This is a genomic window from Sphingobium sp. AntQ-1, assembly GCF_028538045.1.
GTDB lineage: Bacteria > Pseudomonadota > Alphaproteobacteria > Sphingomonadales > Sphingomonadaceae > Sphingobium > Sphingobium cupriresistens.
The window spans coordinates 1,533,083-1,558,299 of the sequence record NZ_CP117158.1 but is presented as its reverse complement, the minus strand read 5'-3'; the positions used below and the strand labels follow the sequence as shown (position 1 = coordinate 1,558,299).

Below are 25,217 nucleotides of genomic sequence, written 5' to 3'. Positions count from 1 at the left end.
GACGATTTTCATCCCTCGCGACGAGGGCATGGCAGCCAACTCGTCCACTTTCTGGGGCAGGACGACGCTTGACGCAAATTGCCAATGTTGGCATATTAACCGCTATTAGGCAGAGGAGGAGAGCCGCGTTGAACGAGGCCATAGCGGAACGACGGCAGGCGATGTCGGATCGGCACCCCGTCTGGGAGGAGATGACGCTGGATGCCTATCTTGCGCGCGCGCAGCGCCATTTTGCGGCAAAACCTCTTGTCATCACCGATGACGAAACGCTCGACTATGCTGCAGTCCGCCAGCAGTCGGAGCGTCTCGCGGCGGCTCTTTGCGGCCTCGGTGTCTCTAGGGGCGATCGCGTAGGGCTGCTGCTGGCCAATTACCCGATAACGGTGTCATTGATGTTCGCCATCTGGCGCGCGGGCGGCGTCGCCGTTGCGATCAACACGCTCTATGCGGCCAAGGATCTGGAATATGCGGTGCGGGAAGCGGGCTGCAATGTCCTGATCAGCATGGCGCGCTTTGGGTCGCGCCGTTATGATCTGGAACTGGACGCCCAAATCCCCGGCTGGCGCACCGGCGATTGCGCCGCCCTGCCGGAACTGCGCGCGGGTCTGGTCTATGATGCGGAAGCGCCCCAGACCTTTTTCGACGCTCTGCCGGCAGGCGTGTTGCCGTCACAAGGGGCGGAGCCGCATGATCCCGCCGTCATCATGTTCACGTCGGGCACGACCGGATCGCCCAAGGGGGTCGTGCAGACCCATGATAATCTGCTGCGCGCGGCCTATGCGGGAGCCTATCATCAGGCATTCGACGAAGGGCGGCGCGCGGTCTTTTCGCTGCCCCTCTATCATGGCTTCGGACTGGTCGTGGGCCTGCTGTCCGGCATGATCGTTGGCGGGTCGATCGTCCCTCTGCTTCGTTTCGATGCCGACGCGCTGCTGGCCGCGACACAGCGTCACCGCGCGACCTATCTGATGGGCGTCCCCACCATGACGATCGCGATGATGGAGCGGGCGAAGGTCAAATCCTATGACCTTAGTTCGCTTACCGCCGTCCATAGCGCGGCGGCGCCAACCCCAAGCTGGGTCTGGCGGGACATTCAGGAAACCTTCGGGTGCGAGGAGATTTTCACCAGCTACGGCCAGACCGAAGCGACGGCGACGATCGTCTGTACCCAGCCGGGTGATCCGATCGAGGTCGTGGCAGAGACGCAGGGCTGTATCGTTCAAGCAGGCGTCGCCGGGATCGCCGCGCAGGATGGCCGTATCTGCGAATTCAAGACCATCGACCCCGTTACCGGCGCGGACCTGCCGCCCGGTGCCGCGGGCGAACTGTGCACGCGGGGACCAATGAACAGTCTTGGCTATTTCCGCCGACCGGAGGAAACGGCAAAGCTGTTTCTGCCGGGCGGATGGCTGCGCACCGGCGATCTGGGGCAGTTTCGGCCTGACGGCAACCTGTTCCTGACCGGGCGGTCGAAGGAATTGTACAAGAGCCGGGGAGAGTTGGTGTCGCCCAAGGAACTGGAACAGCTCGTCACCACCCACCCCGCTATCGGGCAGGCCTTCTTCATTGGTATGCCCGACGATCGCTGGGGCGAATGCGGCTGCGCGTGGATCGTCCGCGCCGAGGGCCATGCCGTGTCGGACGAGGATATTCTAGCCTGGTTGAAGCCGCAGGTGGCCGGATATAAATTGCCGCGCGACATCTGGTTCATCGCCGACGCCGATCTGCCGAAAACCGGGACGGGCAAGGTTCAGAAGAATATATTGAAAGAGATGGCGCTGGCCCACCTCGCCACGCAACGCGGCGCGGCCTGAAAGCAGCCAAGACATGAAAGACGGATCGATGAGTAGCGAAGGCATTTCGTCCATAGAGGACATTATTCACGACGCGATAAATGGGCTGCCCTATATATTGGTCGATGCCGACGATCGCGAAAATGAAGGCGATGTCATCATACCGGCCCAATTCGCGACCCCGCGCCAGATCAACTTCATGGCCAAACACGCGCGCGGACTGATCTGCCTGGCGATCACCAAGTCGCGGGCGGAACAGCTTAAATTGCCGCCCATGGCCATCAACAACCAGTCCGGTCATGGCACGGCCTTTACCATATCCATCGAGGCGCGCGAGGGCGTGACCACCGGCATATCCGCGCAGGATCGCGCCCACACGATCGCCGTGGCGGTCGATCCGACCAAGACATCGGCGGACATCGTGTCGCCGGGGCATGTGTTCCCCCTTACGGCGCGTGACGGTGGCGTATTGGTGCGGGCAGGCCACACCGAAGCGGCCGTGGACATATCCCGCCTGGCCGGTCTGACGCCCGCCGGCGTCATCTGCGAAGTCATGAACGACGATGGCAGCATGGCTCGGCTGCCCGAACTGCTGGTCTTCGCCAAGGAACATGGGTTGAAGGTCGGCACGATCGCGGACTTGATCGCCTATCGACGGCGGTTCGAAAAGCTGATCGAGCGGGTTGCGAGCGCGCCCTTCCACAGCTTCTATGGTGGCGATCTGACCATCCATGTCTATCGCAACCTGGTCGATGGCGGCGAGCATGTCGCACTGGTCAAGGGCGACATCCGCCCCGATCGCGACACGCTGGTCCGCGTGCATCAAGTCGACATGGCGACCGACATGCTCGGCTGGTCCCAGGCGCATCCCGATTATGTGCCGCAGGCTCTCAAAGCCATCGCCGCGCATGAGGGGCAGGCCGTCGCGGTGTTCGTGCGCGATCCCAGCCCGGATTCCATCTCCAAACGGATCGAGGGAGGACGCAAAACCTATCATGATGCCCATGCCACCCGCGACTATGGCATAGGCGCGCAGATACTCCTGGACCTGGGCGTGCGGCAGATGACCTTGCTGACATCAAGCAAGGCGAAGCTGGCGGCGCTCGAAGGCTTTGGCCTGACGGTGGGGGATCGCATTCCGTTGCGGGACGCCAACGTCGCGCCCGCGCCTATGTTGGCCGATTGAGGGGAGGGGCGAGATTGGTCCGCCCCTCGCTCCATATGGTTACAGCAAAGGCGACACTTTGCCGTAACTCCCCTTGTGGAACAGCAAGGGCGCGCCGGGATGGTGGATGTCGAGCGCGTGGACCTCGCCGATGGCGATATAATGGTCGCCCGCCTCATGGATCGCATGGAAGGAACAGTCGATCCATGCCAGCGCCCCGTCCAATATCGGTGCGCCGCGCGCCGACAGATGATGCGGCACGCCGTCGAACTTGGCAGGGTCTTTGGACGCCAGCGTCCGGCACAAACCCTCCTGATCGTCCGCCAGCACATTGACGCAAAACCCGTCACAGGCTTCGATCTTGGGCCAACTGGATGAAGCCTTGTCGGGGAAGAAGGCGACCAATGGCGGGTCGAGCGAGACGGAGGTGAACGACCCGACGATCATCGCGGCGGGGGTGCCGTCCGTCTGCATGGCGGTGATGGCGCACACCCCGGTCGGATAATGGCCCAATATTTGCCGGAAAGTATCGGCGTCTGCGACGATGGACATGCTTTTCCTCAAACTTTCCAGACCAGCGGAATATCCTCCACCGCAGATACGATACCGGCGTGATAGACGGGTGCAGCCCCTTCTTTCAGGGCAAAGCGGGGGATGCGGGCCAGCCATTCCTGCAACATGACCAGCACTTCCATGCGCGCCAGGTGCATACCCGCGCAACGGTGCGGCCCCTGCGCAAAAGTCGAATGGGCGACATTGCGGCGGGACAGGTCAACCGTCATGGGGTCTTCATGCTGGCTATCGTCCAGGCCATGCAGCGCCGTTGGCAGCAGGATGAGGTCGCCAGCCTTGAGTTGCGTGCCATGATATTCCATGTCCGCCACCACATAACGCGCATCGGACACGACGGCGAAGCGACGGAACATTTCCTCCACGCCGCGTTGCAGCTTCATCGGATCGGCGATCATCTCGTCGACGGTTTCGGGATGGCGCGCGAGGTAGATCATCATGAAGCTGAGGAAATTGACGACGGTATCCAGGCCGCCCAGCAGCAAAAGCGACACCAGCCCAAGCATCTTGTCTTCGGGCATCGGTGCGCCGTTGATTTCACTGTTGACCATCTGCGTGATCAGGTCAGTGCCGGCGCCACCGCGTCGTTCCGCGATAATCGGCGCGACATAGGCGAAAAAGCCTGCATTCGCCTCTCTCAACGATCGTCCCTGCTCCTCCGGCGTATTGCCCGATGGCCGGGTCATTTCCTTGGCCAGCGCATTAAGGCCCGCCGCGTCCTCCATTGGCAGGCCCGCAAGCGCCAGGAAGACCTTCACCGGGAAGATATTGGCGAAATCTTTGGCGAAGTCGCAATGGCCCTGCGCCGCGAAACCTTCGATCAGGTCGATTGCAACCGCCCGCACATCGCTTTCGACCTTGCGAATCTGGGCCAGGTTCAGCCCCTTGTCGATCGCCTTGCGATAGGGCGTATGTTCGGGCGGGTCCATTTTGGTCGGGACCATGTCATAGGCCTCGCCCGCCTCGCGCGGCACCCAGATGACCCGGCTCGAAAAGCGATCGGGGCTGCGATAGATGTCATCGATCAGCGCGCCGCGCGTCGCGATCCAGTGGCCGCCGGTAAAGGGCGTCCAGACCAGCGGCGGGGTGTCGGGCTGCTGCACCTTCTTCCAGGCTTCATGCACGCCTTCCTCAATGCCATCCAGATCGTAGATGTCGATGTCGCGCACGAGTGACGCAGGCACATAATCGGGAATGGGCATACGGTGCTTGGCGGATGGCGGGGCGATCGTATCGACGTTCATGCCTACGTCCTCTCAGCTTATCGTGGGATCAATGACGGCTTTGGTGGCGACGCCATTCTTGGTGACGGTCAGCGCCTCTGCCGCCTGGCTGATGCCGAAGCGATGGCTGACTAGCGCGGCCAGCGGCACTTGATCCTGCACCCGCGCCGCGAACTGCATCCCCTGATAATAATTTTTGGGCGCCGGGAAGGATGCGCCGCCGATCATCAGGTTTTTCAGCGTCAGGTCGCGCGGAGAGATGGGCTGCGTACCGATCGCGCCCCACAGGCCCAATATGATGTAACGGCTGTGGATGCCGCTAATGTCCACGCCCTCCGGAAATGCGGGCAGCGCGCCCGCCGCCTCGATCACGATGTCCGGTCCCTGCTTGCCGATCCGGTCATAGATCATGCGCTTGCGCTCGTCAGGGGACAGGCTGAGCGACACGGTGGATGTGGCGCCCAGCGTCATGGCGGCGTCCAGCCGGGCCTGCGCGCCGTCGATGACGATGATCTCGCGCGCGCCGGCCTGCGCCGCGACCAGGATGGCGGACAGGCCGACCGGTCCTGCGCCTTGCACGACGACGGAGTCGCCGAAACGCACCGGACCGCAGCGATCAAAGCCGCGCAACACCGTCGGCAGGGCGCAGCCGAGCGCAGCGATCGCTTCGGGCTGCGCGCCGTCGGGCAGGCGATAGAAGGGCATGTTGTTGGGTAGCCAGGCATAGTCGGCATAACTGCCCCAATTGGGCTTGGCCGCATCCTCGAAATATTGGCTGTTCTCGCACGGCGTCTGTTCCAGCACGGTGCAGGAATAGCAGCGATGGCACAGGGCGATCGGCGACCAGATCACCAGATCGCCAGCCTTGACCGGCGTTCCGGCATAGTCGGTGGAAACGCCGGCACCCAACTGCGTGATTTCGCCGACGCCTTCATGCCCCAATATGATCGGGAAGGGCATTTCGCCGGCTTCGCCGGTCAGGATATGGACGTCGCTGCCGCAGACGCCACCCAAGATCGTGCGGACGAGCGCGCCGCCCGGTTCCGGCGCATGGACCTCGACATCCCATGTTTCCAAGCGGTTTTTTTCAACCAGTACTGCGGCTTTACCGTGCATGGCCCATCCTCTCGATGCCAACCCAATTTGGTCCCACCATCTCGCCGACCCAAAGATACCGCTGACATGGTGTCGCGCCCGCTTAACCCGGCGTTCGATTGATATAAAACTAATCAGAATTAGATAAAATATGCAACAGCAATCTCGACAGGGTGCCGATCCCAATGCGCAGGCCGCTCAATGTAATAACCGGATAATGGCATATATTTCTGATATATAAGAAATATATTTCATTCCATGGGTCAATTTTCGGCCAGAACGATCCTGGCGGCTGCCCCGTCCTTGACTTTCCGATCAACTCGCGCTTTGTATAACTGTAATTAGGCTTAAACGGCCAAACACCCAGATATAGGAGAGAATATGGGCCGCCTCACAGGAAAAACCGCCATCATCACGGGCGCGGCGCGGGGCATGGGGGAATCGCACGCGCGCCTCTTCGTGCAGGAAGGCGCCAATGTCATCCTGACCGATCGCAATGTCGATGGCGGGCAGGCGCTGGCAGCCGAACTGGGCGCCGCTGCAACCTTCGTGGCCCATGATGTCACCCAGCCGGAATCCTGGGCCGATGTTGTCGCGGCGGCGGTGGGTTCCTTTGGCAAGATCGACATTCTGGTCAATAATGCGGGCATATTGGGTCCGATGGCGGCGACTGTCGACCTGACCGAAGAAGGCTATGATCAGGTCTGCGCCATCAACCAGCATAGCGTCTTCTACGGGATGAAGGCGGTCCTGCCAGTGATGGTCAAGGCCGGGCGCGGGTCCATTGTCAATATTTCGTCGATCGCGGGCATGGCCGCCAATTACGGCTTTCCCAGCCTGGCCTATGTGGCGAGCAAATTTGCCGTGCGCGGCATGACCAAGGCGACGGCGATGGAATATGGCAAGCATAATATCCGGGTCAATTCCGTCCATCCCGGCTTCATCCAGACGCCGATGATGGTCGAGGCGACCGACGAGGTGGGCGGCGATGCGCTTGCCCAAATTCCGCTCGGGCGGATCGCCGAGCCGATCGAGGTGTCGAACCTCGTTCTGTTCCTGGCGTCCGATGAATCCTCCTACATCACCGGGGCCGAACATTTGGTCGATGCCGGCATGTTGGCGCACTAAGCGACAGACGGAGCCAAAACCCATGTCATCGATCGCGTTTGAGGTGCGGGGGAAGCTGGCGGAGGTCCGCCTCAATCGGCCTGCGGTCCTCAACGCCATCAACGCCGAGATGGACCGGGCGTTGGTCCAGGCATGGGCGCGGATCGATAGCGATCCCGATATTCGCGTCGCGATCCTGACTGGGGCGGGGGATCGGGCCTTTTGCGCAGGCGCGGATATGGCGGACCCGCCCGCTGGGGAGGACGGGCTGTCGTTCGGCGGCGGGCTGACGGGTATTGGCGGACGCCTCGTGCCGTTGCAAAAGCCTCTGATCGCCGTGGTGCACGGCCATGTCCTTGGCCTGGGCTTTGAAATGGCGATGTGCGCCGACATCCTGATCGCGGCCGACGACACGCAATTCCGCCTGCCAGAGGCGCGGGCGGGGGTCATCGACCATTGCGGCGTCGTGCATCGCGCCATCCGCCAACTGCCCCATCATGTGGCGATGGCGATGATCATCGCGAGCGAACCGCTCGACGCGGCCCGCGCTCTGCATTTCGGCCTGGTCAACGAAACCGCGCCAATGGCGGATCTTGCCGCAACGACTGAACGATGGACCCAGAAGATCCTCGCCTGCGCGCCCCTGGTATCCCAAGGCGGGAAGCAAGCCGCGCTGCTTGGTTTGGACCATGGCCTGAACGCGGCGCTCGATCGCCGCTATCCGCTGATCGATGCCTATGCGGCGACGGCCGACTGTGCCGAAGCCGCGTCGGCCTGGAAGGAAAGGCGCACGCCCAAATGGCAAGGCCGGTGAAAGTCAGCCACCCATGCGCCGCGTATGATCTTTAGTCGCGGGACATGATCCCGACAGAAAATCAGGTGCAGCCCAGCTGCGTGGAGAAAGGTACTACTGTCATGGAATTGCACGGCAAGAAGATCATCGTGACCGGCGCGGCGCAAGGTATCGGGGCATCCGCCCTGCGCGCCTATGTGGCGGCCGGCGCGCATGTCGCGGCGTTGGACATCGATGGGGCGCAGGGGGAGGCGATTGCCGCCGCCGCGACTGCCAAAGGGCCAGGGTCCGCCTTCTTTATCGCCTGCGATGTGGGCGATCGTGCCCAAGTGGACGCGGCCTTCGATGCGGCTGCCGTGCGCTTGGGTGGCCTTGACGTGCTGGCGCATATCGCGGGCGTCCATCGTCACGCCCCCACCCACGATGTCCCTGACGAAACGCTGGCCTGGCTTTTCAACGTCAATGTGAACGGCACCATCTATACCAATGGCGCCGCCTATCGGCACATGCCGGACGGCGGCTCGATCATCAATTTCGGGTCTGAATCCGGGCTGACCGCCGAAATCAACAATGCCGTCTATGGCGCGTCGAAGGCGGCGGTTCACGCCTGGACGCGCAGCGTCGCGCGCGAATGGGGCAAGCGCAATATCCGCATGAATGCGGTGCTGCCCTACATAGTAACGCCCATGTACGCGCGCTTTCGCGAAGCCCTGTCTCCGGAAGACCTGGCCGCGCATGACAAGGCGACCGCCGAACAGATCCCGCTGGGCGGAAAATTCGGTGACGCGGACACGGATCTCGCGCCCGTCCTGCTATTCCTGGCCAGCGATGGCGCCCGCTTCATCACCGGGCAACTCATCCCTGTCGATGGCGGGCTGATTTCCGTTCGGTGATCTGGACGGGCATCGCCAGCGGATAGGCTATCCCATCCGCTCGATGACCATGGCGATGCCCTGTCCGCCGCCGATGCACATGGTGATCAGACCGTATCGGCCTCCGATCCGCTCCAGTTCGTAGATCGCCTTGACGGTCAATATCGCCCCGGTCGCGCCAACCGGATGGCCCAGGGCTACGCCGGACCCGTTCGGATTGACCTTTTCTGCATCAAATCCCAGGACCTTGGCGACGGCGCAGGCCTGCGCCGCAAAGGCTTCGTTGGATTCGATGACATCCATCTGCTCAAGCGCAAGGCCCGCGCGCGCCAGGGCGATGGGAACCGCCTTGACCGGGCCGATGCCCATACGGTCCGGCTGCACGCCGGCATGACCCCAACTGACGATTCGGGCCAGCGGTTTCAGATTGGCCGCGTCCACCGCCGCCTGCGACGCCAGGACCAGGGCGGCCGCGCCGTCGTTGATCCCCGATGCGTTGCCAGCGGTGACGGAGCCATCCTTCTTGAAGGCGGGCTTCAGCCCGGCAAGCTGTTCCACGCTGGCATCGGCGCGCACATGCTCGTCGGTATCGAACAGTCTCGTCCCTTTCCGATCCTTGACCGCGATCGGCAGGATTTGCGACGAAAAGCGCCCTTCCTTTTGAGCCCGCGCCGCCCTTTGGTGGCTCTCGACGGCCAGACGGTCCTGATCCGCGCGCGAAATGTCGTGATCGGCAGCCACATTTTCGGCGGTCACGCCCATATGAATGCCTTCGAAGGGATCGCTCAGCACCGCAATGAGCGCATCGACCATTTTGATGTCGCCCATCTTCTGCCCAAAACGGGCCGCCGCGACATGGTGCGGGGAACGGGTCATGGACTCCGCGCCACCGGCGACGGCGAAATCGCATTCGTCCAGCGCCAGCATCTGCGCGGCGGAGATGATCGCCTGGACACCCGAACCGCACAGGCGGTTCAGCGTAAGGGCGGGCACCTCGATCGGAATGCCTGCGTCGACCGCCGCGACCCGCGCCAGATAGGCGTCCTTGGGTTCGCTGGGGATGACATTGCCCATGACGACATGACCGATCTGATCGGCGGCGATGCCCGACCGTGCAATGGCTTCGGCGATGACCGCAGCGCCCAGTTTCGCTGGCGGATAGTCTTTCAGACTGCCGCCAAAGTCGCCTATCGCAGTACGAACGCCCGCCAGAATATATACAGATGTCATAGCCGCTCCTTGAACCGGGTAACGCAATACAGGCTGCCAATATCGCCTGATCGGTCGTGTTCGCTATCGCCGGGTGGATAGCTGTCGATGCGGCCTATGCGCAAGTCGCGACCGTCGCCGGGCATCACGCCAGTTCGAACCCCTCATAGCCGCCATAGGCGACCTCCTCGCATCGCTTGCGATATTCCGGGCCACCGCCGACATAGACCAGAGTGCGGCGCACGGTGGTCCCATCGGGCTTTTGCGTCACCTTGACCCACCACGCATTGGTGTCGGCCATCAGCGTCCTGGCAAAATCGGCATATACCGCGTCGGTCCACTGTTTTTCGGCCGCCTGCGTCGGTTGCGCATAGCTATAATTGCCAGCCTTCATATAACAAAGCATCTGCGTGACCCATTCAGCCTGAAGCGCGCCGCACACCCCGACATTACAAAATGCCGAGCCATTATGCGGTCCAACCAGCGTATAGAAGTTGGGAAAGCCGCGCGCCTGTAAGCCCAGATAGGTTGACGGGCCATCGACCCAGGCGTCGATCAGTCGCACACCGTCATGGCCCCGGATGTCGATCCGGTCGAGCGATCCGGTGATGCCATCGAACCCGGTCGCAAAGATGATGACGTCCAGATCGTAAATCTCTTCGCCGATCTTCGCGCCTTGCGCCACGAATTCGTCGATCGGCGTCGTCTTTATATCGACCAGATGGACGTTGGGCTGGTTGTAGGTTTCATAATAGTTGGTTTCCATCGGCACGCGCTTCGCGCCGAATGGATGATCGACCGGTATCAGCTTTTCGGCGACCTCTGGATCATCGACCCGCTGCCTGATTTTGCCGGCGACGAAATCCGCCAGGATTTTATTCGATTCCTTGCTTAGCAGCAGGTCGCGGAAGGTGCTTAGCCAGATTCCGTATCCAGGCTTGTCGTAAAGAGCCTCGAAAAATGCGTTTCGCTCCTTTTCCGGCACCTCGGATGTTTTGCGCGTATCGCGATGATAGGGGAAGGCGGTTGGCGTCGTCTTGACATATTCGAGGATGGTGGGGAAACGAGCCTTGATCAGGTCCATCTCCTCCTCGCCCAGCGCCGAATTGCCAAGTGGAGTGCACCAATTGGGCGTGCGCTGGAACACGAACAGATCCTGCGCGGTTTCCGCGACGATGGGGATGATCTGGACGCCGGTGGCGCCGGTGCCGATCACGCCCACGCGCTTGCCTGCAAAGTCGACATTCCTGGGCTTGCCGTCTGCATCCGTGGGCCAGCGCGACGAATGGAAAGCCTCGCCCTGGAACAGGTCCAGCCCTTTGTAATCGGGCATGGCGGATGCCGATAGCGGGCCGGTGGCCGATATCAGATAACGGCAAGTCAGGCAGGCGCCGTCGTCCAGCCTGATATCCCAGACATTGTCCGCTTCATTATAATGGGCCGATACGACCTTGGTCTTGAACTTGTACAGCCGCCTTATATCCATCCTGTCGGCCGCAGCGTTGACGTACCGCAGCATTTCGGGCTGGCCTGCGAAATTCTCGCTCCACCGCCATTCGGGGATGATGCCTTTCAGCGCGAAATAGCCATAGGCATAGCTTTCGGTATCGAGCCGGCAGCCCGGATAGCGGTTCCAATACCAGGTGCCCCCGACATCCTCGGCCGCATCGACGCCCAGCACGCTCATCCCATTCTGGTCGAGCAGATATGTTTGATAGATGCCGGTGACGCCCGCACCGATCACGACTGCGTCATAATCGGGGTTGATAATTGTCGGCATGTCCTGTGTCTTTCCTGACGCGATGCGCCTGTCCCGAACGGGAATAGACTATATGTCGCGCGCTTTGATGGGGTCAGCGGCGCCTGGAAGCTTAGAGGGGGGACAGGGACAAGACATGCCTGCCCCCCTTCAGATTGCGCCTTAGAAGCGGTAGGTCACTTCCGCGCCAAAGGTTTGGGGTTCACCCCAGATGGCCGTGTTGAAGCCGCCGCTGCCGCCTTCGACATAGCCCGAATTATAGTAGAATTCGTCGAGCAGGTTCTTGGCGTAGGCCGCGACCGAGAATTTGCTGCCCATGACGTCGTTCCAACTCAACCGAACATCGACGGTCGCATAGCCAGGCAATTTGGTGCGCGGCGTAATCGAGCCTTCGTTGTTCGAAAAATGGGTGGATGTCTGGCCGAACACATCGGTGCGCAGCTTCACCTTTCCGACGTCTTCCGACAGGGGCATGGTGATTTCGGCAAAGACAGAACCCGCCCATTTGGGCGCGTCGGCATAGGTGTCGAAGGGAATTATCGGCCCGCCCAGCGGCGCGAGATCAACGATATTCTTGGTGAATTTCGCGTCGGTATAGGCGCCCGAAATGCCCAGCTCCAGCCAGGCGCTGGGTTTTACATTGGCGTCGAACTCGACGCCCTGGATGCGCTTTTCGGGCACGTTTACGGTGAACGCCGACGGGCCTGCGCCCAGATCGACGAACAGCGAATGCTGCGCATCCTTCACGATCTGGCGATAGATGGCCAGATTGATCCGGGTCGGCATGGCGCCGATATAGTCGTTGAACTTATAGCCCAGTTCGAAATCATAGGTATTTTCATTGTCGAAGAAATTGGCGTTGTTGAACGGGCCGACCGCGCCGTTGAAGCCGCCGGCGCGGAAGCTGCCGCGCTGCGCGAAATAGACCATGTTGCCCGAATTGATCTGATACTGGATATTGAACGTCCAGCTCGGATCATGGAGCTTGGCTTCCTGTTTGAATGGCGTGGAGCCGTTCAAATTGAAGAGGCTTCCTGCCTTTTGGCGAAGGCTCACCGTCTCCCAGCTATAGCGTCCGCCAGCGGTTATGCTCAGCTTGTCCGTCACCGCATAGGTCAGCTGGCCAAACACCGCCTTCGATTCGTTCCCGACTTCGTAATTATAAGCGATGTCGGCCAGCGGCGTCGGCAATTCCGCGCCGACGATGACCGGAATATATTCCTGCTTCGTCGTGTCGGAATAGAAGACGCCCAGGATATATTCGAGGCCGCCCGTTTTTCCTTGAAGTTGCAGTTCGTTCGAAATCCGCTCTGTGCTGAATTCCTCGCCGCCCGGAGGGCCGTTGCCCAGGCCGGATCGATTGTAGAGGCTCAGCGAGCCGAAGGGCGAACCGGTCAGAATACCTGGCGTGCGCGCGAAGGCGTCGGCATAGTTGAAGATGTTCTTCAGCACGACATCGTCGCCGATTTCCGCTTCGACAGTGTTGGTGATGAACGCGGTGTGAGCCTTGTGCGGCAGGTCATAGCTTAGCCAGACCTTATAGGGATTCGCCTGCTGCCAGGCCAGATAGCCCGCTACGGCGCCCGGCCATGTGCCGTCGCCCCGTGGCCCATCGCCGATCAAGGGAGCAAAAGGGCTGTTCACGCCATAAAGGGTATCGAGCGTGCTGTTGAGGACATAGCCGTTATTGACCTCACCCGCCATATGATAGGAATAGAGACCGCCAGCGCCTTCCGATCCGCCGAAGTCGCTGTACTGCGCGACCGTCGTCATCTTGAAACCGTCCCTCGGTTCCAGGACGACCGTGATACGGCCTGACAGCGAATCCGTGTCGCCCAGCGTGTTGCCGGTCTTGATATTGCGGATATAGCCGTCCTGCTTGTTGTAATCGCCGGCGACACGAACCTTGATCATGTCGGATACTGGAATGTCCACGGCACCCTGCACCTGGATATAATTACGCTGACCACCCTTGATAGTCAGGAACCCGCCAAAGTCGTCACCCGGCTTCGCCGTTTCGTACAAAATCGCGCCGCCCGTCGCATTGCGACCGAACAAAGTGCCCTGCGGTCCTTTGAGGACCTGCACAGAATTGAAGTCGAAAAAGGCCGTCGATGTGTTGCCTTCGGTCGCCGGCGCTTCGTTGATATAGGTCAGAACCGCGGGGCTTGAGCCGGAAAAGGGATCGAGTGTCTGGCCACGCAGGGTGAAGTTGAGTTGGTTGGAGTTCTGACCGCTCTTGACCACCAGTCCGGGAACTAGCGCCGCGAGATCCTGTTCGCTTGCCACATTGCGCGACTGAAGCGTGTCGGCATTGAAGGCCGACACGGCCACCGGAACCTTGGAAAGGGATTGTTCCCGCCTCTGGGCGGTAACAACGATGTCGGCCGGCGAAGCAATTTTTTCATTGCTCTGACTATCGTCCGCCGCCTGCGGGGCATCCTGGCCCAATGCGGGCATCGCAGCCAAAAGCCCAATAGTGGCAATGCCGCAAGCCAATTGTTGCTTCACATTCATAACACTCTCCCATCTTGGCGTGCCCCTGCAGGCATCTTTGAGAACATTAGACTAACTATGATTAGGCAAATGTCAATCGGGAACGCAGGTATCGCAACTGGTCGAACGCAAAAGGTTGCGACGGCAAGATGAGACTGGTTAAATCGCCGTATTTATATATGAATTACAGATAGATAGATTGTTTGGCGAATGTGAGGGTTTCATGTAAAATTCAGATTGTTTTGAGGCATTTTCAAAATTTCAAAACAAACTAAAATTAGGGTGAATTTGTGCCGCAAGGCGCCGGCGATTCTAATTCGCACGCGCACTCGCCACTCTGCGGCGTTCAGCGCGCGCATGTGCCGGCCGAATGCTATATGATTGAACGCATATGTCTGGCGCGCCATGCGCAGGAATGGGAGGTCCAGCCTCCCACCATCACGGAATCACCAACTCCATACCCGCCTTTACCCGATCAAGCGCGAGAAAGCTGTGGAAGCTGGCAATATAGTCCGTGTCCGACAGCAGGCGCCGGGTGGTCGCGTCGTAATGACGCATGTCCGGTGACACGATCAGCAGGATGAAGCTGCAGCCGCCCGTTACATAATAGCATTGCTGCACCGCCGGGTCGGCGCGGAACAAGGCCTTGGCGCGATCGACCGTGGCGGAGCGTTCGTCAGTCAGATGGACCTCCACGATCGCGGTGATGTCCAGGCTTACCGCGTCGGGATCGACGATCGCGGCGTTGCGGGCGATGATGCCGTCCTTTTCCATGGCGGCGATGCGGCGCTGGACCGCTGCGGTGGACAGGTTCACCGCCTGCGCGATGGCGCGCTGCGGCGTGCGATTATCCTGCTGGATGATTCGCAGGATCGCGCGGTCGAACGGGTCGGGAAGGCGAATATCGGGCATAAGCGAGTAATTGTTGCATTTCTGGGGCTAATCAAGAGCATTTTTCCCGCCGTCATGATGATAATGTTCGCAGCCGATACGGGGTCGGACGGAAAGATGGACGATGATGACAAGGGAATCAGGCGGGGCGATGCTGGCGGGCATCGCGTGCGGCGTGGGCGCGGGCGCTCTATGGGGGCTGGTGTTCCTGGCGCCCGAAGTGGTGCGCGGCTTCACCCCGTTGCAGCAGGCGGTCGGTCGCTATCTGGCCTTTGGCGCGCTCTCGCTGATCCTGGTCGCGCCGCGCTGGCGGATGCTGGCCGCGCAGATGACGCCGCGCCTATTGTGGGCGCTGGCCTGGCTCGCGCTGGCCGGCAACCTCTTTTACTATGTGCTGCTGGTGAGCGCGGTGCAGATGGGCGGCGTCGCCATGACATCGCTGGTGGTCGGTTTCCTGCCGGTGGCGGTGACGATCGTCGGTAGCCGGCAGGCGGGCGCGGTGCCTTTGCGCCAGCTCGCGCCCTCGCTGCTGCTGTGCGTCGCGGGCGCGCTGTGCATCGGCTGGCAGGCGGTGGTGATGCCCGGACCGGGGCCGGTGGCGACGCGGCTGCTGGGCTTCGCCTGCGCGGTCGGGGCGCTGATCTCCTGGACCGCCTTTGCCATCGGCAATAATCACTGGCTGCGGCGGCAGGACGACATGCCGGCGCAGGACTGGAACCTGCTGATCGGGCTGGCGACCGGGTGCCAGGCGCTGCTGTTCCTGCCGGTCGTGTTGTGGCTGGGCCTGGGGCGGCATGATGCCGCGGCCTGGACGCAGTTTACTACTGTCTCGGTCGCTGTCGCGCTGCTGGCTTCGATCGTCGGCAATGCGTTGTGGAACCGGGCGAGCCGGTTGTTGCCGCTGACCATGGTGGGGCAGATGATCCTGTTCGAAACCGCCTTTGCTTTGCTCTACGGCTTTGCGTGGGAAGCGCGCTGGCCGACCGGGCTGGAGAGCGCAGCGTTCCTGCTGGTGGTGCTGAGTGTCGTCAGTTGCATCGCGGCGCATCGGCGGCCGGTGGCAGGGCTTGTCACAACCGCCTGATTGCGCGCTTTCCCCTTTGACGGATTCGCTATAGGGCGCTTTGCATGACCAATATGTTTCTTGTGATGGGCGGGGGCGCCGTGGGCGCCGCCTTGCGCTATCAATTGGGGCGCTTCGCCGGGCAGATGGCGCCCGGTACGGCCTGGCCCTGGGGCACTTTCGCCGCCAATCTGATCGGCGGTTTCGCCATGGGGCTGCTCGCCGGATGGCTGGCGCGCGGGGGGAGCGTGTCGGGCGAACCGATCCGGCTGTTGCTGGGCGTGGGCGTGCTGGGCGGCTTCACCACCTTTTCCGCGTTCAGCCTGGAAACCATGCTGATGATCCAGCGCGGCGATATCCTGCTGGCGAGCGGCTATGCGCTGGCGTCTGTGATCGGCGCAGTCGTGGCGCTGGGCGTGGGCCTGGCCGTGATGCGGAGTGTCGTGGCATGAAGGGGCGTCCTCCCGCCAGGCCCGGCGCGGGCGCGACCGGCGGCAAGGGGCCGCGCGACGGCAAGCCTGCGGGCCGTTCCGCCAGCGGCAAGCCGTCGGACAAGCGCTTCGGCGACAAGAAGCCGGGTGATAAAAAGCCCGCTGACCGCAAGTTCGACCGGAAATCCGCCGACGGCAAACCCGGCGCGCCCGGCCGCGCCCGTGGGGGCGCGAAGGCGGCAAGTGCGCGCAAGGGGGACGGCGGCAAGCCGCCGTTCAAGCCCCGTGCGAAAGCTGCTGCGCCCGCCGCAGCCAAGGCCGCACCGGCCGCCGCCAAGCCCGCCGCCGCCAAGAGTAGCGCCGCCAAGGGCGTGTCGCTAGACGTCCGCCAGTTCCGCGTGGCCGCCGACGATGACGGCATCCGCCTCGACCGCTGGTTCCAGCGGCATCTGCCCGATGTCGGCTTCAATATCGTGTCGCGCTGGTCGCGCACCGGCCAGTTGCGGGTCGATGGCGCGCGCGCCGCGCCGGGCGACCGTATCGTAGAGGGGCAGACGATCCGCGTCCCCCCCGCCGAAGCGCGGCCCGATATGCCCGAAAAGGCGAAGCGCGTCCGCGTCATCGACCTGACGCCCGACGAGATCGCCTATGCGCAGGAGATGGTGATCCATCGCGATGCGCAGGCCATCGTCATCAACAAGCCGCCGGGGCTGGCCACGCAGGGCGGGACCAAGACCGACGAGCATGTCGACAAGCTGCTCGACGCGCTGCTGTTCGATTCCGAATCGCGCCCCAAGCTGGTCCACCGGCTGGACAAGGACACGTCGGGCGCGCTGCTGCTGGCGCGGACCAGCCGGTCGGCCGCGCATTTCGCCAAAGCCTTTTCCAGCCGCACCGCGCGCAAGGTCTATTGGGCGCTGGTGATCGGCGTGCCGTCGATCAATGACGGCATGATCGAACTGCCGCTCGCCAAGCAGCCAGGCACCGGCGGCGAGAAGATGCATGTGGACGAGGAAGAGGGGATGCCCGCCCGCACGCGCTATCGCGTGATCGAACGGGCCGGCAACCGCGCCGCCTGGGTCGAGCTGCAACCCTATACCGGCCGAACGCACCAGTTGCGCGTCCATTTGGCGGCGATCGGCCACCCGATCGTGGGCGACGGCAAATATGGCGGCAAGGATAGCTTCCTGACCGGCAGCATCAGTCGCAAAATGCACCTTCATGCGCGGCGCATCCGCGTGGATCATCCCGATGGCGGGCGGGTGGACGTGATGGCGGACCTGCCGACCCATTTCGCCAACAGCCTGGAGGATCTGGGCTTCGACCTCTCCCTGGGCGACATGCCGCTGGACGACGAGATCGACCGGACCCCGACCCGCGAGGACGAGAAGATGTTCGCGCGCCGGCACGCCAAGCAGGTGCGCAAGGATCGCAAGGGCGAGCGCCGGTCGCGGGGTGGCGGCCGCGGCGAATGACGCCGGGGGCGCCCTATCGCTGGACGGATGAGGCGGCGATCCGGGATTTCGTGGGACAGTCGGGTTTTGGCCTGCTCTGCGTCGCTGCGCCCGACAGGATGCATGTGGTGCATCTGCCTGTCGTCTGGCTGGACGATCGGCGGATCGGCCTGCACATCCATCGCGCCAATCCGATCGTGCGGCATCTGGATGGAGCGGACGCACTGATCGTCGTCGCCGGGCCGCATGGCTATGTCAGCCCGGACTGGTATGGCCTGCCCGACAAGGTGCCAACCTGGAATTACCAGTCGGTCGAGCTGCGCGGGACCATGGCGCGGCTGGATCGGGCGGCGACGATCGCGCAGATCGATGCGCTGAGCGATGAACAGGAGCGGCGGCTGGCGCCCAAACCGGTGTGGACCCGCGACAAGATGGGGGCGGGACAGTTCGAGCGGTTGCTGACGGGGCTGGTCGGATTCGCCATGCAGGTGGAATCGCTGCACGGCACCGCCAAGCTGGGGCAGGACAAGCCGGAGGCGGCGCGGACCGGCGTGGCCGATGCGCTAGACGCCGGTGGCAATGCGGCGCTGGCGGCGCTGATGCGGGCGACTCTGGGCGAAGGGGACGCGGCATGAGCAATCGCCTGGTCGTCTTCGATTGCGACGGCACGCTGGTCGACAGCCAGCACAGCATCTGCACCGCCATGACCCGCGCCTTCGAGGATGTGCAACTGCCGCCGCCCGAACGGCTGGCGATCCTGTCGGCGGTGGGCCTGTCGCTGCCGGTCGCGATGGCGCGGCTGCTGCCCGATGCGGAGGCGGATTTCCACGATCATCTGGCCGATCGCTACAAGCTGGCGTTCCAGGCGATGCGGCGCGAGCAGGGGGTGCAGGAACCGCTCTATCCCGGCATCGCCGATCTGGTGGCGGAGCTGGACGCGGCGGGATGGCTGCTGGGGGTGGCGACCGGCAAGTCGGACCGCGGCCTCAACCTGTGCCTCGCCCATCACGGTATCATCGACCGGTTCGTGACGCTGCAGACCGCCGATCGCCACCCGTCCAAGCCGCATCCCTCGATGCTGATGACCGCGATGGCGGAGGCGGGGGCAGAGCCGGAAACCACGGTGATGATCGGCGACACCAGTTTCGACATCGCCATGGGGCTGGCCGCAGGCGTGCGCAGCATCGGCGTGGCATGGGGCTATCACCTGCCGGGGGAACTGGTCGCAGCGGGCGCCCATGCGGTGGCGATGGACAGCGCGGAATTACGCGGTCATATCGGCGCGCCATGACCGATCTTCCTCCAGAGACACCGCCCAAGACCAACGCCGATTCGATCGCCCGCCAGCGCCATTTCGCCATTGGCCTGTTCCGCCTGTCGGGCGCCTTTATCGTCATGTTCGGCTTCGTGGCCATCATGCAGCGCTTTTCCTGGGTGCAGGGTGACAGCGCCAAGGCGTTCGGCGCGATCATGGTCGTCACTGGCCTGTTCCAGTTCATCGTCGTGCCGCGCCTGTTGCTGGCGCTGTTCCGTCAGAAGCCGCCGCAATGAAGCGTTTCTACAAGGATGTGACCGTCGTGGCCGACGATGGCGGCTTCGCGATCCAGTTGGACGGCCGCGCGGTCCGCACCCCCGCGCGCGCGCCGTTGGCGCTGCCCACGCCCGCGCTGGCCGATGCGGTCGCGCAGGAATGGCGCGCGCAGGGCGAGACGGTCGACCCCGCCCTCATGCCGATGACCGGCCTTGCCAATGCGGCGATAGACCATGTGGCGCCAAAGCCTGCGGCGTTCGCCGAAGGGATCGCGCAATATGCGCAAACCGACCTGCTCTGCTATCGCGCCGATGGGCCGGAAGCGCTGGTCGCGCGGCAGGCGGCCGCGTGGGAGCCGCTGCTCGACTGGGCGCGGGCGCGCTATGACGTGACCTTTGCGGTGACGCAAGGGATCATCCCGGTGCCGCAGCCGCCTGAAACGCTCGCCCGGCTGGGCGCGGCGGTAGCCGCCTGCGACGCCTTCACGCTGGTCGGACTGTCAACTTTGGTGTCGCTCAGTGGATCGCTGGTCTGCGGATTGTCGATCGTAGAGGGCGGGCATGACCTTGATCGGGTGTGGCAGGCCGCCGAAATCGATGAGGCATGGCAGGTCGAACTATGGGGCGAAGACGCGCTGGCCGCCGCAGCTGGCGCACGGCGCACCGCTGATTTTTCCATGGCCGGAGCCTTTTGCGCGATGAGCCGCAAATAAGGCGGTAGGAACCCAAGCACGTATTCGTTCATTCTATGGCTGGAGAGGGCGCATTGCGTCCATCCGACAACCTGTTTCAACGATCAAGGAGACCCAGACGTTGGCCTCAACGTTCCGCAACACCGCTTTGACCGCTCTTTTGACGCTGTCCGCGCCGCTGGCCCTGGCCGCTCCCGCACTGGCGCAGCAGGCGCCGGCCGAAACGACGCCCCCGGCAGCGGATGCCGCGCCCCCGGCCGACGCCGCCCCTGCAACCGAGGGCGCAGCGGCGCCCGCCGCTCAGGCCGCTCCCGCCGCGCGTGAAATGACCCCGGCCGAAATCGCCGCCTTCAACAAGGCCGTGACCGACTTCACCGCGGGGCAGGCGGCGCAGCAAAAGGGTGATAATGCCGGGGCGGTGGCCAAATATGATGCCGCGATTCCCGCGATCCGCACTGCGGTGGAGGCCGATCCTGCGAAGATCGACAATGTCAATTTCCTCGCCAATGCGCTCTATGCCGACGCTGCCGCCTATGGCGTGCTGGGCCAGATGGACAAGGTGATGGCGCTCTACGGCGAATCGCTGCCCCACTGGCGCAAGGTGGTGGAAACCAAGCCCGCCGACGCCGCGAGCCGCAACATTTTGGCCGGCATCCTCATCCAGATGGGCAATAAGGAATTACGCGACCATGACCGCGCCGGGGCCGACCCCTATTATGAAGAAGCGCTGGCCCTGGCGCGCAAGTCGGTGACGGAGCAGCCGACTGACGCGGTGAGCAAGAATGTGCTGCTGTCCGCGCTCATCGGCGCCAGCCAGACCTCCACGGAAGAAGGGCTGCGTGAAGAAGCGATCAGCATGGGCAAGGCGATGATGGCCGACGGCACCATCGACGCGATGAACAAGCCCTCGATCGAAACGATGACGGGACCTGCGGCGCCGGCTCCTGCACAATAAGTGTTGGTCGTATGACGCGACGGAAGGGCCGGGGCGATGCTTCGGCCTTTTTCGTGCGCCGCGCGCAAGCAGACCCGTCAACCGTTACCGATCTTGTCCGCGTAGAGCATCCGGCCCGGTCCCAACATGCCTAGCACCTGCGGCACCAGATGGGGGGCGACAGCGAAACAGCCTTCGGAACGGCCGCATTTGCCCCAGGCGGCAACATGATCCTCGCTTACATAGTCCGCGCCATGGATAACGATGGCGCGCGGTTCGGCGTTATTATTCTGCGGGTCGAGGCCCAGCAGGCGCATCGACCGGCCATGTTGGCCGAAATACATCTCGCCCGTCTTGAATGCGCCGGACGAGCTGGCGAGCGAATTAAATTCGTTCGAAAAACTATGCAGCCAGCCGGAATGTTCGGGGTCCGATCCGCGACCGTGCGATACCAGATAGCTGCTGGTCTGTCCGCCGATCAAATCGACGATATGCATCCGCGGATTTTTCGATGGGGCGTCGAAATCCACGATCGCCAGTCGATCGCGCAACGCGAAGGCGTTGGCATGACGATCGAGCGCCGCCCTGGCGCGTTCCAGCAGCGCGGAATAGGGCTTTTGTGCCACCGTGCGCGGGGTTGCAGGTACGGTGGGCGCTGGCGGAACCGCAGCGGGGCTGATCGGTTCAGGCCCTGTCGAGGACAGAGCGGCGCGACCGATGCTGTCCGACAAAAACGAAAAGGCGAGTCCGCTTAAAGCGAACTTCGTAAAATTGCGGCGATCCATGACCGTCCTATAGCAAAGCGGACGCCCCGGTCCAAGACCGGGGCGCATGAGTTTACTCGCCCGTTTTGCTCGCTTCATCCGCAGGCTGGCTCTGTTCGCCGCCTTCGGGCAGGCGCGATGTCATGCCGGACGCCTCGGCATCATCCTGAATCTGCTGCAGTTCCGACACCGAGGGCGGCGGCGCAGCCGGAGTCGCGTCAACGTCATTCTGCGGTTCGGGCAGTGGCGCTTCGGGTTCCTCCACAATCACATTTTCGACCGGCGGCTCGACCAGATTGTTGGTGACGGTCGGGGCTTCTTCTTCCTTCTTGCCGCAGGCGGAGAGGAGGAGGGCGCCGGCAAGGGCGGCGAGTACGAATGTGCGCATGGGATCAATCCTTCGATGCGATTGCGGGAGAGGGGGCTGCTGTGGGATCGACGCGGCGGCTGGATGCCTCGATCTTCTGCGCGAGCAGCTTGTCCCAGCCATAGGGATCGGCGCGGAAGCTGACCGTGCCTTCATTGTTGGCGAAGGCCGTCCAGTAGAGCAGATAGACAGCAACCTGACTGGGCAGGGACACGCGCTGGGTCTTGCCTTCGTCGATCAGCGTCTGGATCTGGCCGTTCAGATCGGGATCGGCAGCGACCATCAGTTCGGCCAGCGCCACCGGCTTTTCCAGGCGGATGCAGCCATGGCTGGCGAGCCGGTCGTAGCTGGAGAATTTCCCGCGTGAGGGCGTGTCGTGCAGATAGACGGCGAAGGGATTGTTGAAGTCGAACTTCAAGCGGCCCAGCGCGCTGTTCGGCCCGGCCGGCTGGACGATGCGTTCGCCCCCGTCGGGCGTCTTGACGATCTTGTAGCCCTGCCGCGCGAGCGCGGCTCGCCCCTTGGGGAAGAGTTCCCGCTTGGCGATCGACATCGGCACGTTCCAGGGCGGATTGACCACGATCGAATGGATGCTGGAGGTCAGCATCGGCGTCTGGTTGGTCGGGCTGCCGGTGACGGCCCGCATCGAACTGACTGGCTGGTCGCCTTCGAACACGGTCAGCACGGCGGCGGCGATGTTCACCTGCACGCGGTTGACCGGCAGGCTGCGCGGCATCCAGCGCCAGCGCTCCATATTCGCCATGATCGCGGCGATTCGATCGTCCACCCCGACGTTGAGCGCTTCCAGCGTGCGTGCGCCGAGCGTGCCGGTGGGTTCCAGGCCATAGCGGCGCTGGGCGCGCTGGATCACGTCGACCAGTTTTTCGTTCGGCGTGACGGCCGGGTCTTCCAGCGCGATGCGGGCGCGCACCACGTCGGGCGGGGTGGAGGCGGTTAGCGTCGGCCAGCCGCCCTTGTCGCGGATCGCCTCATATCGGGCGAGGCCCTTGCGCAGCGTGGCATAGCCCGACCAGGGCGGGGTGAGACTGGCGGACCACTGCGCCAGCCGATCTTCACCGACTGCCTTGGCAAGGCCGGGACGCGGATCGAAGGCGGCCGGGCGGAGCGCCCAGACCTGAAGGAAATCGGCCGTATCGACCCGGCCGGTGTTCAGCGCCTTGGCGCGGTCGAGCAGGGCGTTGACCAGCGCGTCGCCGCTCAGCGGGCCGCTTGCCTTCTGCCGCGCCATCAGACCCTGCGCGGCGCCGGTCCTCAGCCAGTCATTGGCCCAGGCCTCCTGCGCTGGCGACAGCGCCGGGATCGGCACGGGCGGCGGCGGAACCGGGATGGGCTGGACGGTCGGCGCAGGCAGCGTGGGCGCGACGATGGGCGGCGGGGTTTGCGCGACGGCGGGGGAAGACGCTACGCCAAGCAGCGCCAGCAGCGGGATACGGATCAGGTTGGGACGGTTCATGCTGGACCAGATAGCGCAAAGCCGTCACGGTTCAAATCGCGATAGCGGAAAAGATCATGCTGCACGTTGTTCACCATCCTGCCTATGTCTCCCCTGCAACAGATGGCGGCCGCTTTCGTTTCGACAAATATGGCCTGGTGATGGATGCGCTGCGCGAAAGTGGCGTGAATTTCCAAACGGTTGAACCTGTGTCGATGCCGCGCGCCTGGATCGAGGCGGTGCATGACCCGGCCTATGTGGCGGAAGTCATGACCCTGACGGTCCCGCCCGAAAAGACGCGGCGGATCGGCTTTGCGATGACGGAACGGGTGATGCGCCGGTCGATGCTGTCGCCGGGCGGCACCTGGGCGGCGGCGAAGCTGGCGATGGTGCATGGCTATGCCGCCAACGCCGCGGGGGGCAGTCATCATGCGCTGCGCGATACCGGGGCTGGCTATTGCGTGTTCAATGATCTGGCGATCGCCGCCAACCGGCTGATTGCGGAGGGGGATGCGGCGCGCATCCTGATCCTCGACCTCGACGTGCATCAGGGGGACGGCACCGCGTCGCTGCTGGCGGGGCGGGGCGACATTTTCACCCTGTCGATCCATGCGGAAAAGAATTTCCCGGTCAGGAAGGCGCGATCGACGCTCGACATCGGGCTGGAGGACGGAACTGGCGATGACGCCTATCTTATGGTGCTGACGGATGTGCTGCCGCGCGTGCTGGACGATTTCGCGCCGGACCTGATTCTCTATCAGGCCGGTGTCGATCCGCACGGGGAGGATCGGCTGGGCCGGTTGGCGCTGAGCGATGCCGGGCTGGAAGCGCGTGACCGCTTCGTGATGCGGCAGGCGCGCGCGCGCGGCGTGCCGCTCGCCAGTACCATGGGCGGCGGCTATGGCGAGGACCGGATGGCGATCGCCCGCCGCCACGCCGCCTGCATGATCCGTCTGGCTGAAGAAGCGGCTTAGTGGAAGGCGCCGGGATCGGCCACGGCCGCCTCGGCGTTCGTCTCCATCAGCTTGGCCGCGATCAGGCCGGCGAGCGCCAGCGCCACGAAATCGCTGAAGGCGAGGTAGAGAATATAGCCCCAGGGCGCATGATTGAACACCGCCTGGCCGATATGCAGCCATAGCACGGCGCCCAGCGCAAAGAGGATGGTCGCACGCGCCCGGTCCGCAAAGCCGGTCGTCACGAAACGCAGCGCCAGAGCGATCACCACGCCGACGACCAGCGACAGGATCAAGCCGCCGATAAGCGCGCCGCTGTCCATCACCGGGAAGCCGCCTTCATTGTAAAAGATCTGCGCGACTGGCCCCTTGCCGTAAAGGATGGTGCCCTGCGCCGTCGCAGGATCGGGGATCACATAGACGCCGGTGCCGGTGGGGGTCAGCGCCTGCGCCATTGCGGCCTGCAAATTGGCGCTGGCCTGTTCGTCTGTACGGCTGAGCGCCAGCGCCGACAAGGGCGTGCCCCAGAAGATGAAGCCAGTGATGAACATGGAAAGGCCCCCCAACAGGCCGCCGATCAGAGCGCGAACCATAATGCATCCC

The 25,217-nt window shown here is 63.3% G+C and carries 25 protein-coding genes; 14 read left to right on the top strand and 11 right to left on the bottom strand.

Translation table 11 applies throughout. The features are described 5' to 3' along the window. Positions 1 to 128: 128 nt before the first annotated feature. Both sphantq_RS07700 and ribB read left to right on the top strand, forming a co-directional pair. Complete coding sequence (locus sphantq_RS07700; protein WP_242496117.1) at positions 129 to 1,814, top strand: class I adenylate-forming enzyme family protein; 1,686 nt, start codon at positions 129 to 131, stop codon at positions 1,812 to 1,814. Between the two features lie 28 nt (positions 1,815 to 1,842). Then, on the top strand, positions 1,843 to 2,979 hold the full coding sequence (gene ribB / locus sphantq_RS07695; RefSeq protein ID WP_129927458.1) for a 3,4-dihydroxy-2-butanone-4-phosphate synthase: 1,137 nt from the start codon (positions 1,843 to 1,845) through the stop codon (positions 2,977 to 2,979). Between the two features lie 39 nt (positions 2,980 to 3,018). On the opposite strand, the gene sphantq_RS07690 is transcribed toward ribB, so the two are convergent. The 3 genes from sphantq_RS07690 to sphantq_RS07680 are packed head-to-tail and all read right to left on the bottom strand — an operon-like array spanning position 3,019 to position 5,867. Next, positions 3,019 to 3,510 (bottom strand): flavin reductase family protein, encoded by a 492-nt coding sequence (locus sphantq_RS07690; RefSeq protein ID WP_272799962.1) that lies wholly within the window; start codon positions 3,508 to 3,510, stop codon positions 3,019 to 3,021. 8 nt (positions 3,511 to 3,518) lie between these two features. Then, entirely contained in the window at positions 3,519 to 4,772 is a 1,254-nt protein-coding gene (locus sphantq_RS07685) for a cytochrome P450 (RefSeq protein ID WP_129927452.1), read from the bottom strand. Between the two features lie 12 nt (positions 4,773 to 4,784). Continuing rightward, positions 4,785 to 5,867 (bottom strand): zinc-binding dehydrogenase, encoded by a 1,083-nt coding sequence (locus sphantq_RS07680; protein WP_272799961.1) that lies wholly within the window; start codon positions 5,865 to 5,867, stop codon positions 4,785 to 4,787. 360 nt (positions 5,868 to 6,227) lie between these two features. Here sphantq_RS07680 and sphantq_RS07675 point away from each other — a divergent pair, with 360 nt between their 5' ends. From sphantq_RS07675 to sphantq_RS07665, 3 genes are read left to right on the top strand one after another with little or no spacing between them, the layout of a single operon-like run. Continuing rightward, a complete protein-coding gene (locus sphantq_RS07675) occupies positions 6,228 to 6,974 on the top strand; it encodes an SDR family NAD(P)-dependent oxidoreductase (RefSeq protein WP_272799960.1) in 747 nt (248 codons plus the stop codon). Between the two features lie 22 nt (positions 6,975 to 6,996). Beyond that, the gene (locus tag sphantq_RS07670; protein ID WP_272799959.1) at positions 6,997 to 7,767 is read left to right on the top strand and encodes an enoyl-CoA hydratase-related protein; all 771 of its coding nucleotides are present in this window, start codon (positions 6,997 to 6,999) and stop codon (positions 7,765 to 7,767) included. Positions 7,768 to 7,811: 44 nt separating this feature from the next. Beyond that, the gene (locus tag sphantq_RS07665) at positions 7,812 to 8,639 is read left to right on the top strand and encodes an SDR family NAD(P)-dependent oxidoreductase (RefSeq protein ID WP_242496116.1); all 828 of its coding nucleotides are present in this window, start codon (positions 7,812 to 7,814) and stop codon (positions 8,637 to 8,639) included. A 27-nt stretch (positions 8,640 to 8,666) separates the two neighbouring features. Here sphantq_RS07665 and bktB read toward each other — a convergent pair whose 3' ends face one another. The 4 genes from bktB to sphantq_RS07645 all read right to left on the bottom strand — a co-directional run bounded on the left by bktB (position 8,667) and on the right by sphantq_RS07645 (position 14,994). Beyond that, complete coding sequence (bktB, locus tag sphantq_RS07660; protein ID WP_066606388.1) at positions 8,667 to 9,848, bottom strand: beta-ketothiolase BktB; 1,182 nt, start codon at positions 9,846 to 9,848, stop codon at positions 8,667 to 8,669. Positions 9,849 to 9,972: 124 nt separating this feature from the next. Beyond that, entirely contained in the window at positions 9,973 to 11,607 is a 1,635-nt protein-coding gene (locus sphantq_RS07655) for a flavin-containing monooxygenase (protein ID WP_272799958.1), read from the bottom strand. Between the two features lie 141 nt (positions 11,608 to 11,748). Next, the gene (locus sphantq_RS07650; RefSeq protein ID WP_272799957.1) at positions 11,749 to 14,046 is read right to left on the bottom strand and encodes a TonB-dependent receptor; all 2,298 of its coding nucleotides are present in this window, start codon (positions 14,044 to 14,046) and stop codon (positions 11,749 to 11,751) included. A gap of 474 nt (positions 14,047 to 14,520) precedes the next feature. Beyond that, a complete protein-coding gene (locus sphantq_RS07645; protein ID WP_066606381.1) occupies positions 14,521 to 14,994 on the bottom strand; it encodes an Lrp/AsnC family transcriptional regulator in 474 nt (157 codons plus the stop codon). 106 nt (positions 14,995 to 15,100) lie between these two features. On the opposite strand from sphantq_RS07645, the gene sphantq_RS07640 reads away from it, so the two are divergent. The 8 genes from sphantq_RS07640 (at position 15,101) to sphantq_RS07605 (ending at position 21,098) form a co-directional block, all read left to right on the top strand. Next, on the top strand, positions 15,101 to 16,057 hold the full coding sequence (locus sphantq_RS07640) for a DMT family transporter (protein ID WP_272800201.1): 957 nt from the start codon (positions 15,101 to 15,103) through the stop codon (positions 16,055 to 16,057). A gap of 44 nt (positions 16,058 to 16,101) precedes the next feature. Continuing rightward, a complete protein-coding gene (crcB, locus tag sphantq_RS07635) occupies positions 16,102 to 16,488 on the top strand; it encodes a fluoride efflux transporter CrcB (protein ID WP_066606377.1) in 387 nt (128 codons plus the stop codon). Further along, positions 16,485 to 17,942, top strand: a complete 1,458-nt coding sequence (locus tag sphantq_RS07630) for an RluA family pseudouridine synthase (protein WP_272799956.1) — start codon at positions 16,485 to 16,487, stop codon at positions 17,940 to 17,942. The genes crcB and sphantq_RS07630 overlap by 4 nt, the downstream gene beginning before the upstream one ends. Then, complete coding sequence (locus tag sphantq_RS07625) at positions 17,939 to 18,556, top strand: FMN-binding negative transcriptional regulator (RefSeq protein WP_272799955.1); 618 nt, start codon at positions 17,939 to 17,941, stop codon at positions 18,554 to 18,556. The genes sphantq_RS07630 and sphantq_RS07625 overlap by 4 nt, the downstream gene beginning before the upstream one ends. Beyond that, positions 18,553 to 19,212 (top strand): HAD-IA family hydrolase, encoded by a 660-nt coding sequence (locus tag sphantq_RS07620; protein WP_066606370.1) that lies wholly within the window; start codon positions 18,553 to 18,555, stop codon positions 19,210 to 19,212. Before sphantq_RS07625 ends, sphantq_RS07620 begins: the two co-directional genes overlap by 4 nt. After that, positions 19,209 to 19,472, top strand: a complete 264-nt coding sequence (locus sphantq_RS07615; protein ID WP_066606363.1) for a hypothetical protein — start codon at positions 19,209 to 19,211, stop codon at positions 19,470 to 19,472. The genes sphantq_RS07620 and sphantq_RS07615 overlap by 4 nt, the downstream gene beginning before the upstream one ends. Continuing rightward, positions 19,469 to 20,164 carry an ATP12 family chaperone protein gene (locus sphantq_RS07610; protein ID WP_272799954.1) on the top strand — a complete coding sequence of 232 codons (696 nt, stop codon included), beginning with the start codon at positions 19,469 to 19,471 and terminating at the stop codon, positions 20,162 to 20,164. The genes sphantq_RS07615 and sphantq_RS07610 overlap by 4 nt, the downstream gene beginning before the upstream one ends. Before the next feature lie 100 nt (positions 20,165 to 20,264). After that, the gene (locus sphantq_RS07605) at positions 20,265 to 21,098 is read left to right on the top strand and encodes a hypothetical protein (protein WP_272799953.1); all 834 of its coding nucleotides are present in this window, start codon (positions 20,265 to 20,267) and stop codon (positions 21,096 to 21,098) included. 77 nt (positions 21,099 to 21,175) lie between these two features. Here the strand turns inward: sphantq_RS07605 and sphantq_RS07600 are convergent, their stop codons facing one another. From sphantq_RS07600 to sphantq_RS07590, 3 genes are read right to left on the bottom strand one after another with little or no spacing between them, the layout of a single operon-like run. Then, positions 21,176 to 21,862 carry a murein L,D-transpeptidase catalytic domain family protein gene (locus sphantq_RS07600; protein WP_066606359.1) on the bottom strand — a complete coding sequence of 229 codons (687 nt, stop codon included), beginning with the start codon at positions 21,860 to 21,862 and terminating at the stop codon, positions 21,176 to 21,178. A gap of 52 nt (positions 21,863 to 21,914) precedes the next feature. Continuing rightward, positions 21,915 to 22,229 carry a hypothetical protein gene (locus sphantq_RS07595; RefSeq protein ID WP_066606358.1) on the bottom strand — a complete coding sequence of 105 codons (315 nt, stop codon included), beginning with the start codon at positions 22,227 to 22,229 and terminating at the stop codon, positions 21,915 to 21,917. A 4-nt stretch (positions 22,230 to 22,233) separates the two neighbouring features. After that, the gene (locus sphantq_RS07590; protein WP_272799952.1) at positions 22,234 to 23,682 is read right to left on the bottom strand and encodes a L,D-transpeptidase family protein; all 1,449 of its coding nucleotides are present in this window, start codon (positions 23,680 to 23,682) and stop codon (positions 22,234 to 22,236) included. 56 nt (positions 23,683 to 23,738) lie between these two features. On the opposite strand from sphantq_RS07590, the gene sphantq_RS07585 reads away from it, so the two are divergent. Further along, the gene (locus tag sphantq_RS07585; RefSeq protein WP_272799951.1) at positions 23,739 to 24,635 is read left to right on the top strand and encodes a histone deacetylase family protein; all 897 of its coding nucleotides are present in this window, start codon (positions 23,739 to 23,741) and stop codon (positions 24,633 to 24,635) included. Here the strand turns inward: sphantq_RS07585 and sphantq_RS07580 are convergent. After that, on the bottom strand, positions 24,632 to 25,207 hold the full coding sequence (locus sphantq_RS07580) for a hypothetical protein (RefSeq protein WP_201785527.1): 576 nt from the start codon (positions 25,205 to 25,207) through the stop codon (positions 24,632 to 24,634). The two genes, sphantq_RS07585 and sphantq_RS07580, sit on opposite strands and share 4 nt — an antisense overlap. Positions 25,208 to 25,217 lie beyond the last annotated feature (10 nt).

Coding starts and splice junctions, on each gene's coding strand:
- sphantq_RS07655 (WP_272799958.1), bottom strand. CDS start 11,607: ATGCCGACAATTATCAACCCCGATTATGACGCAGTCGTGATCGGTGCG.
- sphantq_RS07585 (WP_272799951.1), top strand. CDS start 23,739: ATGCTGCACGTTGTTCACCATCCTGCCTATGTCTCCCCTGCAACAGAT.
- sphantq_RS07685 (WP_129927452.1), bottom strand. CDS start 4,772: ATGAACGTCGATACGATCGCCCCGCCATCCGCCAAGCACCGTATGCCC.
- ribB (WP_129927458.1), top strand. CDS start 1,843: ATGAGTAGCGAAGGCATTTCGTCCATAGAGGACATTATTCACGACGCG.
- sphantq_RS07630 (WP_272799956.1), top strand. CDS start 16,485: ATGAAGGGGCGTCCTCCCGCCAGGCCCGGCGCGGGCGCGACCGGCGGC.
- sphantq_RS07645 (WP_066606381.1), bottom strand. CDS start 14,994: ATGCCCGATATTCGCCTTCCCGACCCGTTCGACCGCGCGATCCTGCGA.
- sphantq_RS07600 (WP_066606359.1), bottom strand. CDS start 21,862: ATGGATCGCCGCAATTTTACGAAGTTCGCTTTAAGCGGACTCGCCTTT.
- sphantq_RS07670 (WP_272799959.1), top strand. CDS start 6,997: ATGTCATCGATCGCGTTTGAGGTGCGGGGGAAGCTGGCGGAGGTCCGC.
- sphantq_RS07650 (WP_272799957.1), bottom strand. CDS start 14,046: ATGCCCGCATTGGGCCAGGATGCCCCGCAGGCGGCGGACGATAGTCAG.
- crcB (WP_066606377.1), top strand. CDS start 16,102: ATGACCAATATGTTTCTTGTGATGGGCGGGGGCGCCGTGGGCGCCGCC.
- sphantq_RS07690 (WP_272799962.1), bottom strand. CDS start 3,510: ATGTCCATCGTCGCAGACGCCGATACTTTCCGGCAAATATTGGGCCAT.
- sphantq_RS07675 (WP_272799960.1), top strand. CDS start 6,228: ATGGGCCGCCTCACAGGAAAAACCGCCATCATCACGGGCGCGGCGCGG.
- sphantq_RS07625 (WP_272799955.1), top strand. CDS start 17,939: ATGACGCCGGGGGCGCCCTATCGCTGGACGGATGAGGCGGCGATCCGG.
- sphantq_RS07680 (WP_272799961.1), bottom strand. CDS start 5,867: ATGCACGGTAAAGCCGCAGTACTGGTTGAAAAAAACCGCTTGGAAACA.
- sphantq_RS07590 (WP_272799952.1), bottom strand. CDS start 23,682: ATGAACCGTCCCAACCTGATCCGTATCCCGCTGCTGGCGCTGCTTGGC.
- sphantq_RS07665 (WP_242496116.1), top strand. CDS start 7,812: ATGATCCCGACAGAAAATCAGGTGCAGCCCAGCTGCGTGGAGAAAGGT.
- sphantq_RS07640 (WP_272800201.1), top strand. CDS start 15,101: ATGACAAGGGAATCAGGCGGGGCGATGCTGGCGGGCATCGCGTGCGGC.
- sphantq_RS07595 (WP_066606358.1), bottom strand. CDS start 22,229: ATGCGCACATTCGTACTCGCCGCCCTTGCCGGCGCCCTCCTCCTCTCC.
- sphantq_RS07615 (WP_066606363.1), top strand. CDS start 19,209: ATGACCGATCTTCCTCCAGAGACACCGCCCAAGACCAACGCCGATTCG.
- sphantq_RS07620 (WP_066606370.1), top strand. CDS start 18,553: ATGAGCAATCGCCTGGTCGTCTTCGATTGCGACGGCACGCTGGTCGAC.
- sphantq_RS07610 (WP_272799954.1), top strand. CDS start 19,469: ATGAAGCGTTTCTACAAGGATGTGACCGTCGTGGCCGACGATGGCGGC.
- bktB (WP_066606388.1), bottom strand. CDS start 9,848: ATGACATCTGTATATATTCTGGCGGGCGTTCGTACTGCGATAGGCGAC.
- sphantq_RS07580 (WP_201785527.1), bottom strand. CDS start 25,207: ATGGTTCGCGCTCTGATCGGCGGCCTGTTGGGGGGCCTTTCCATGTTC.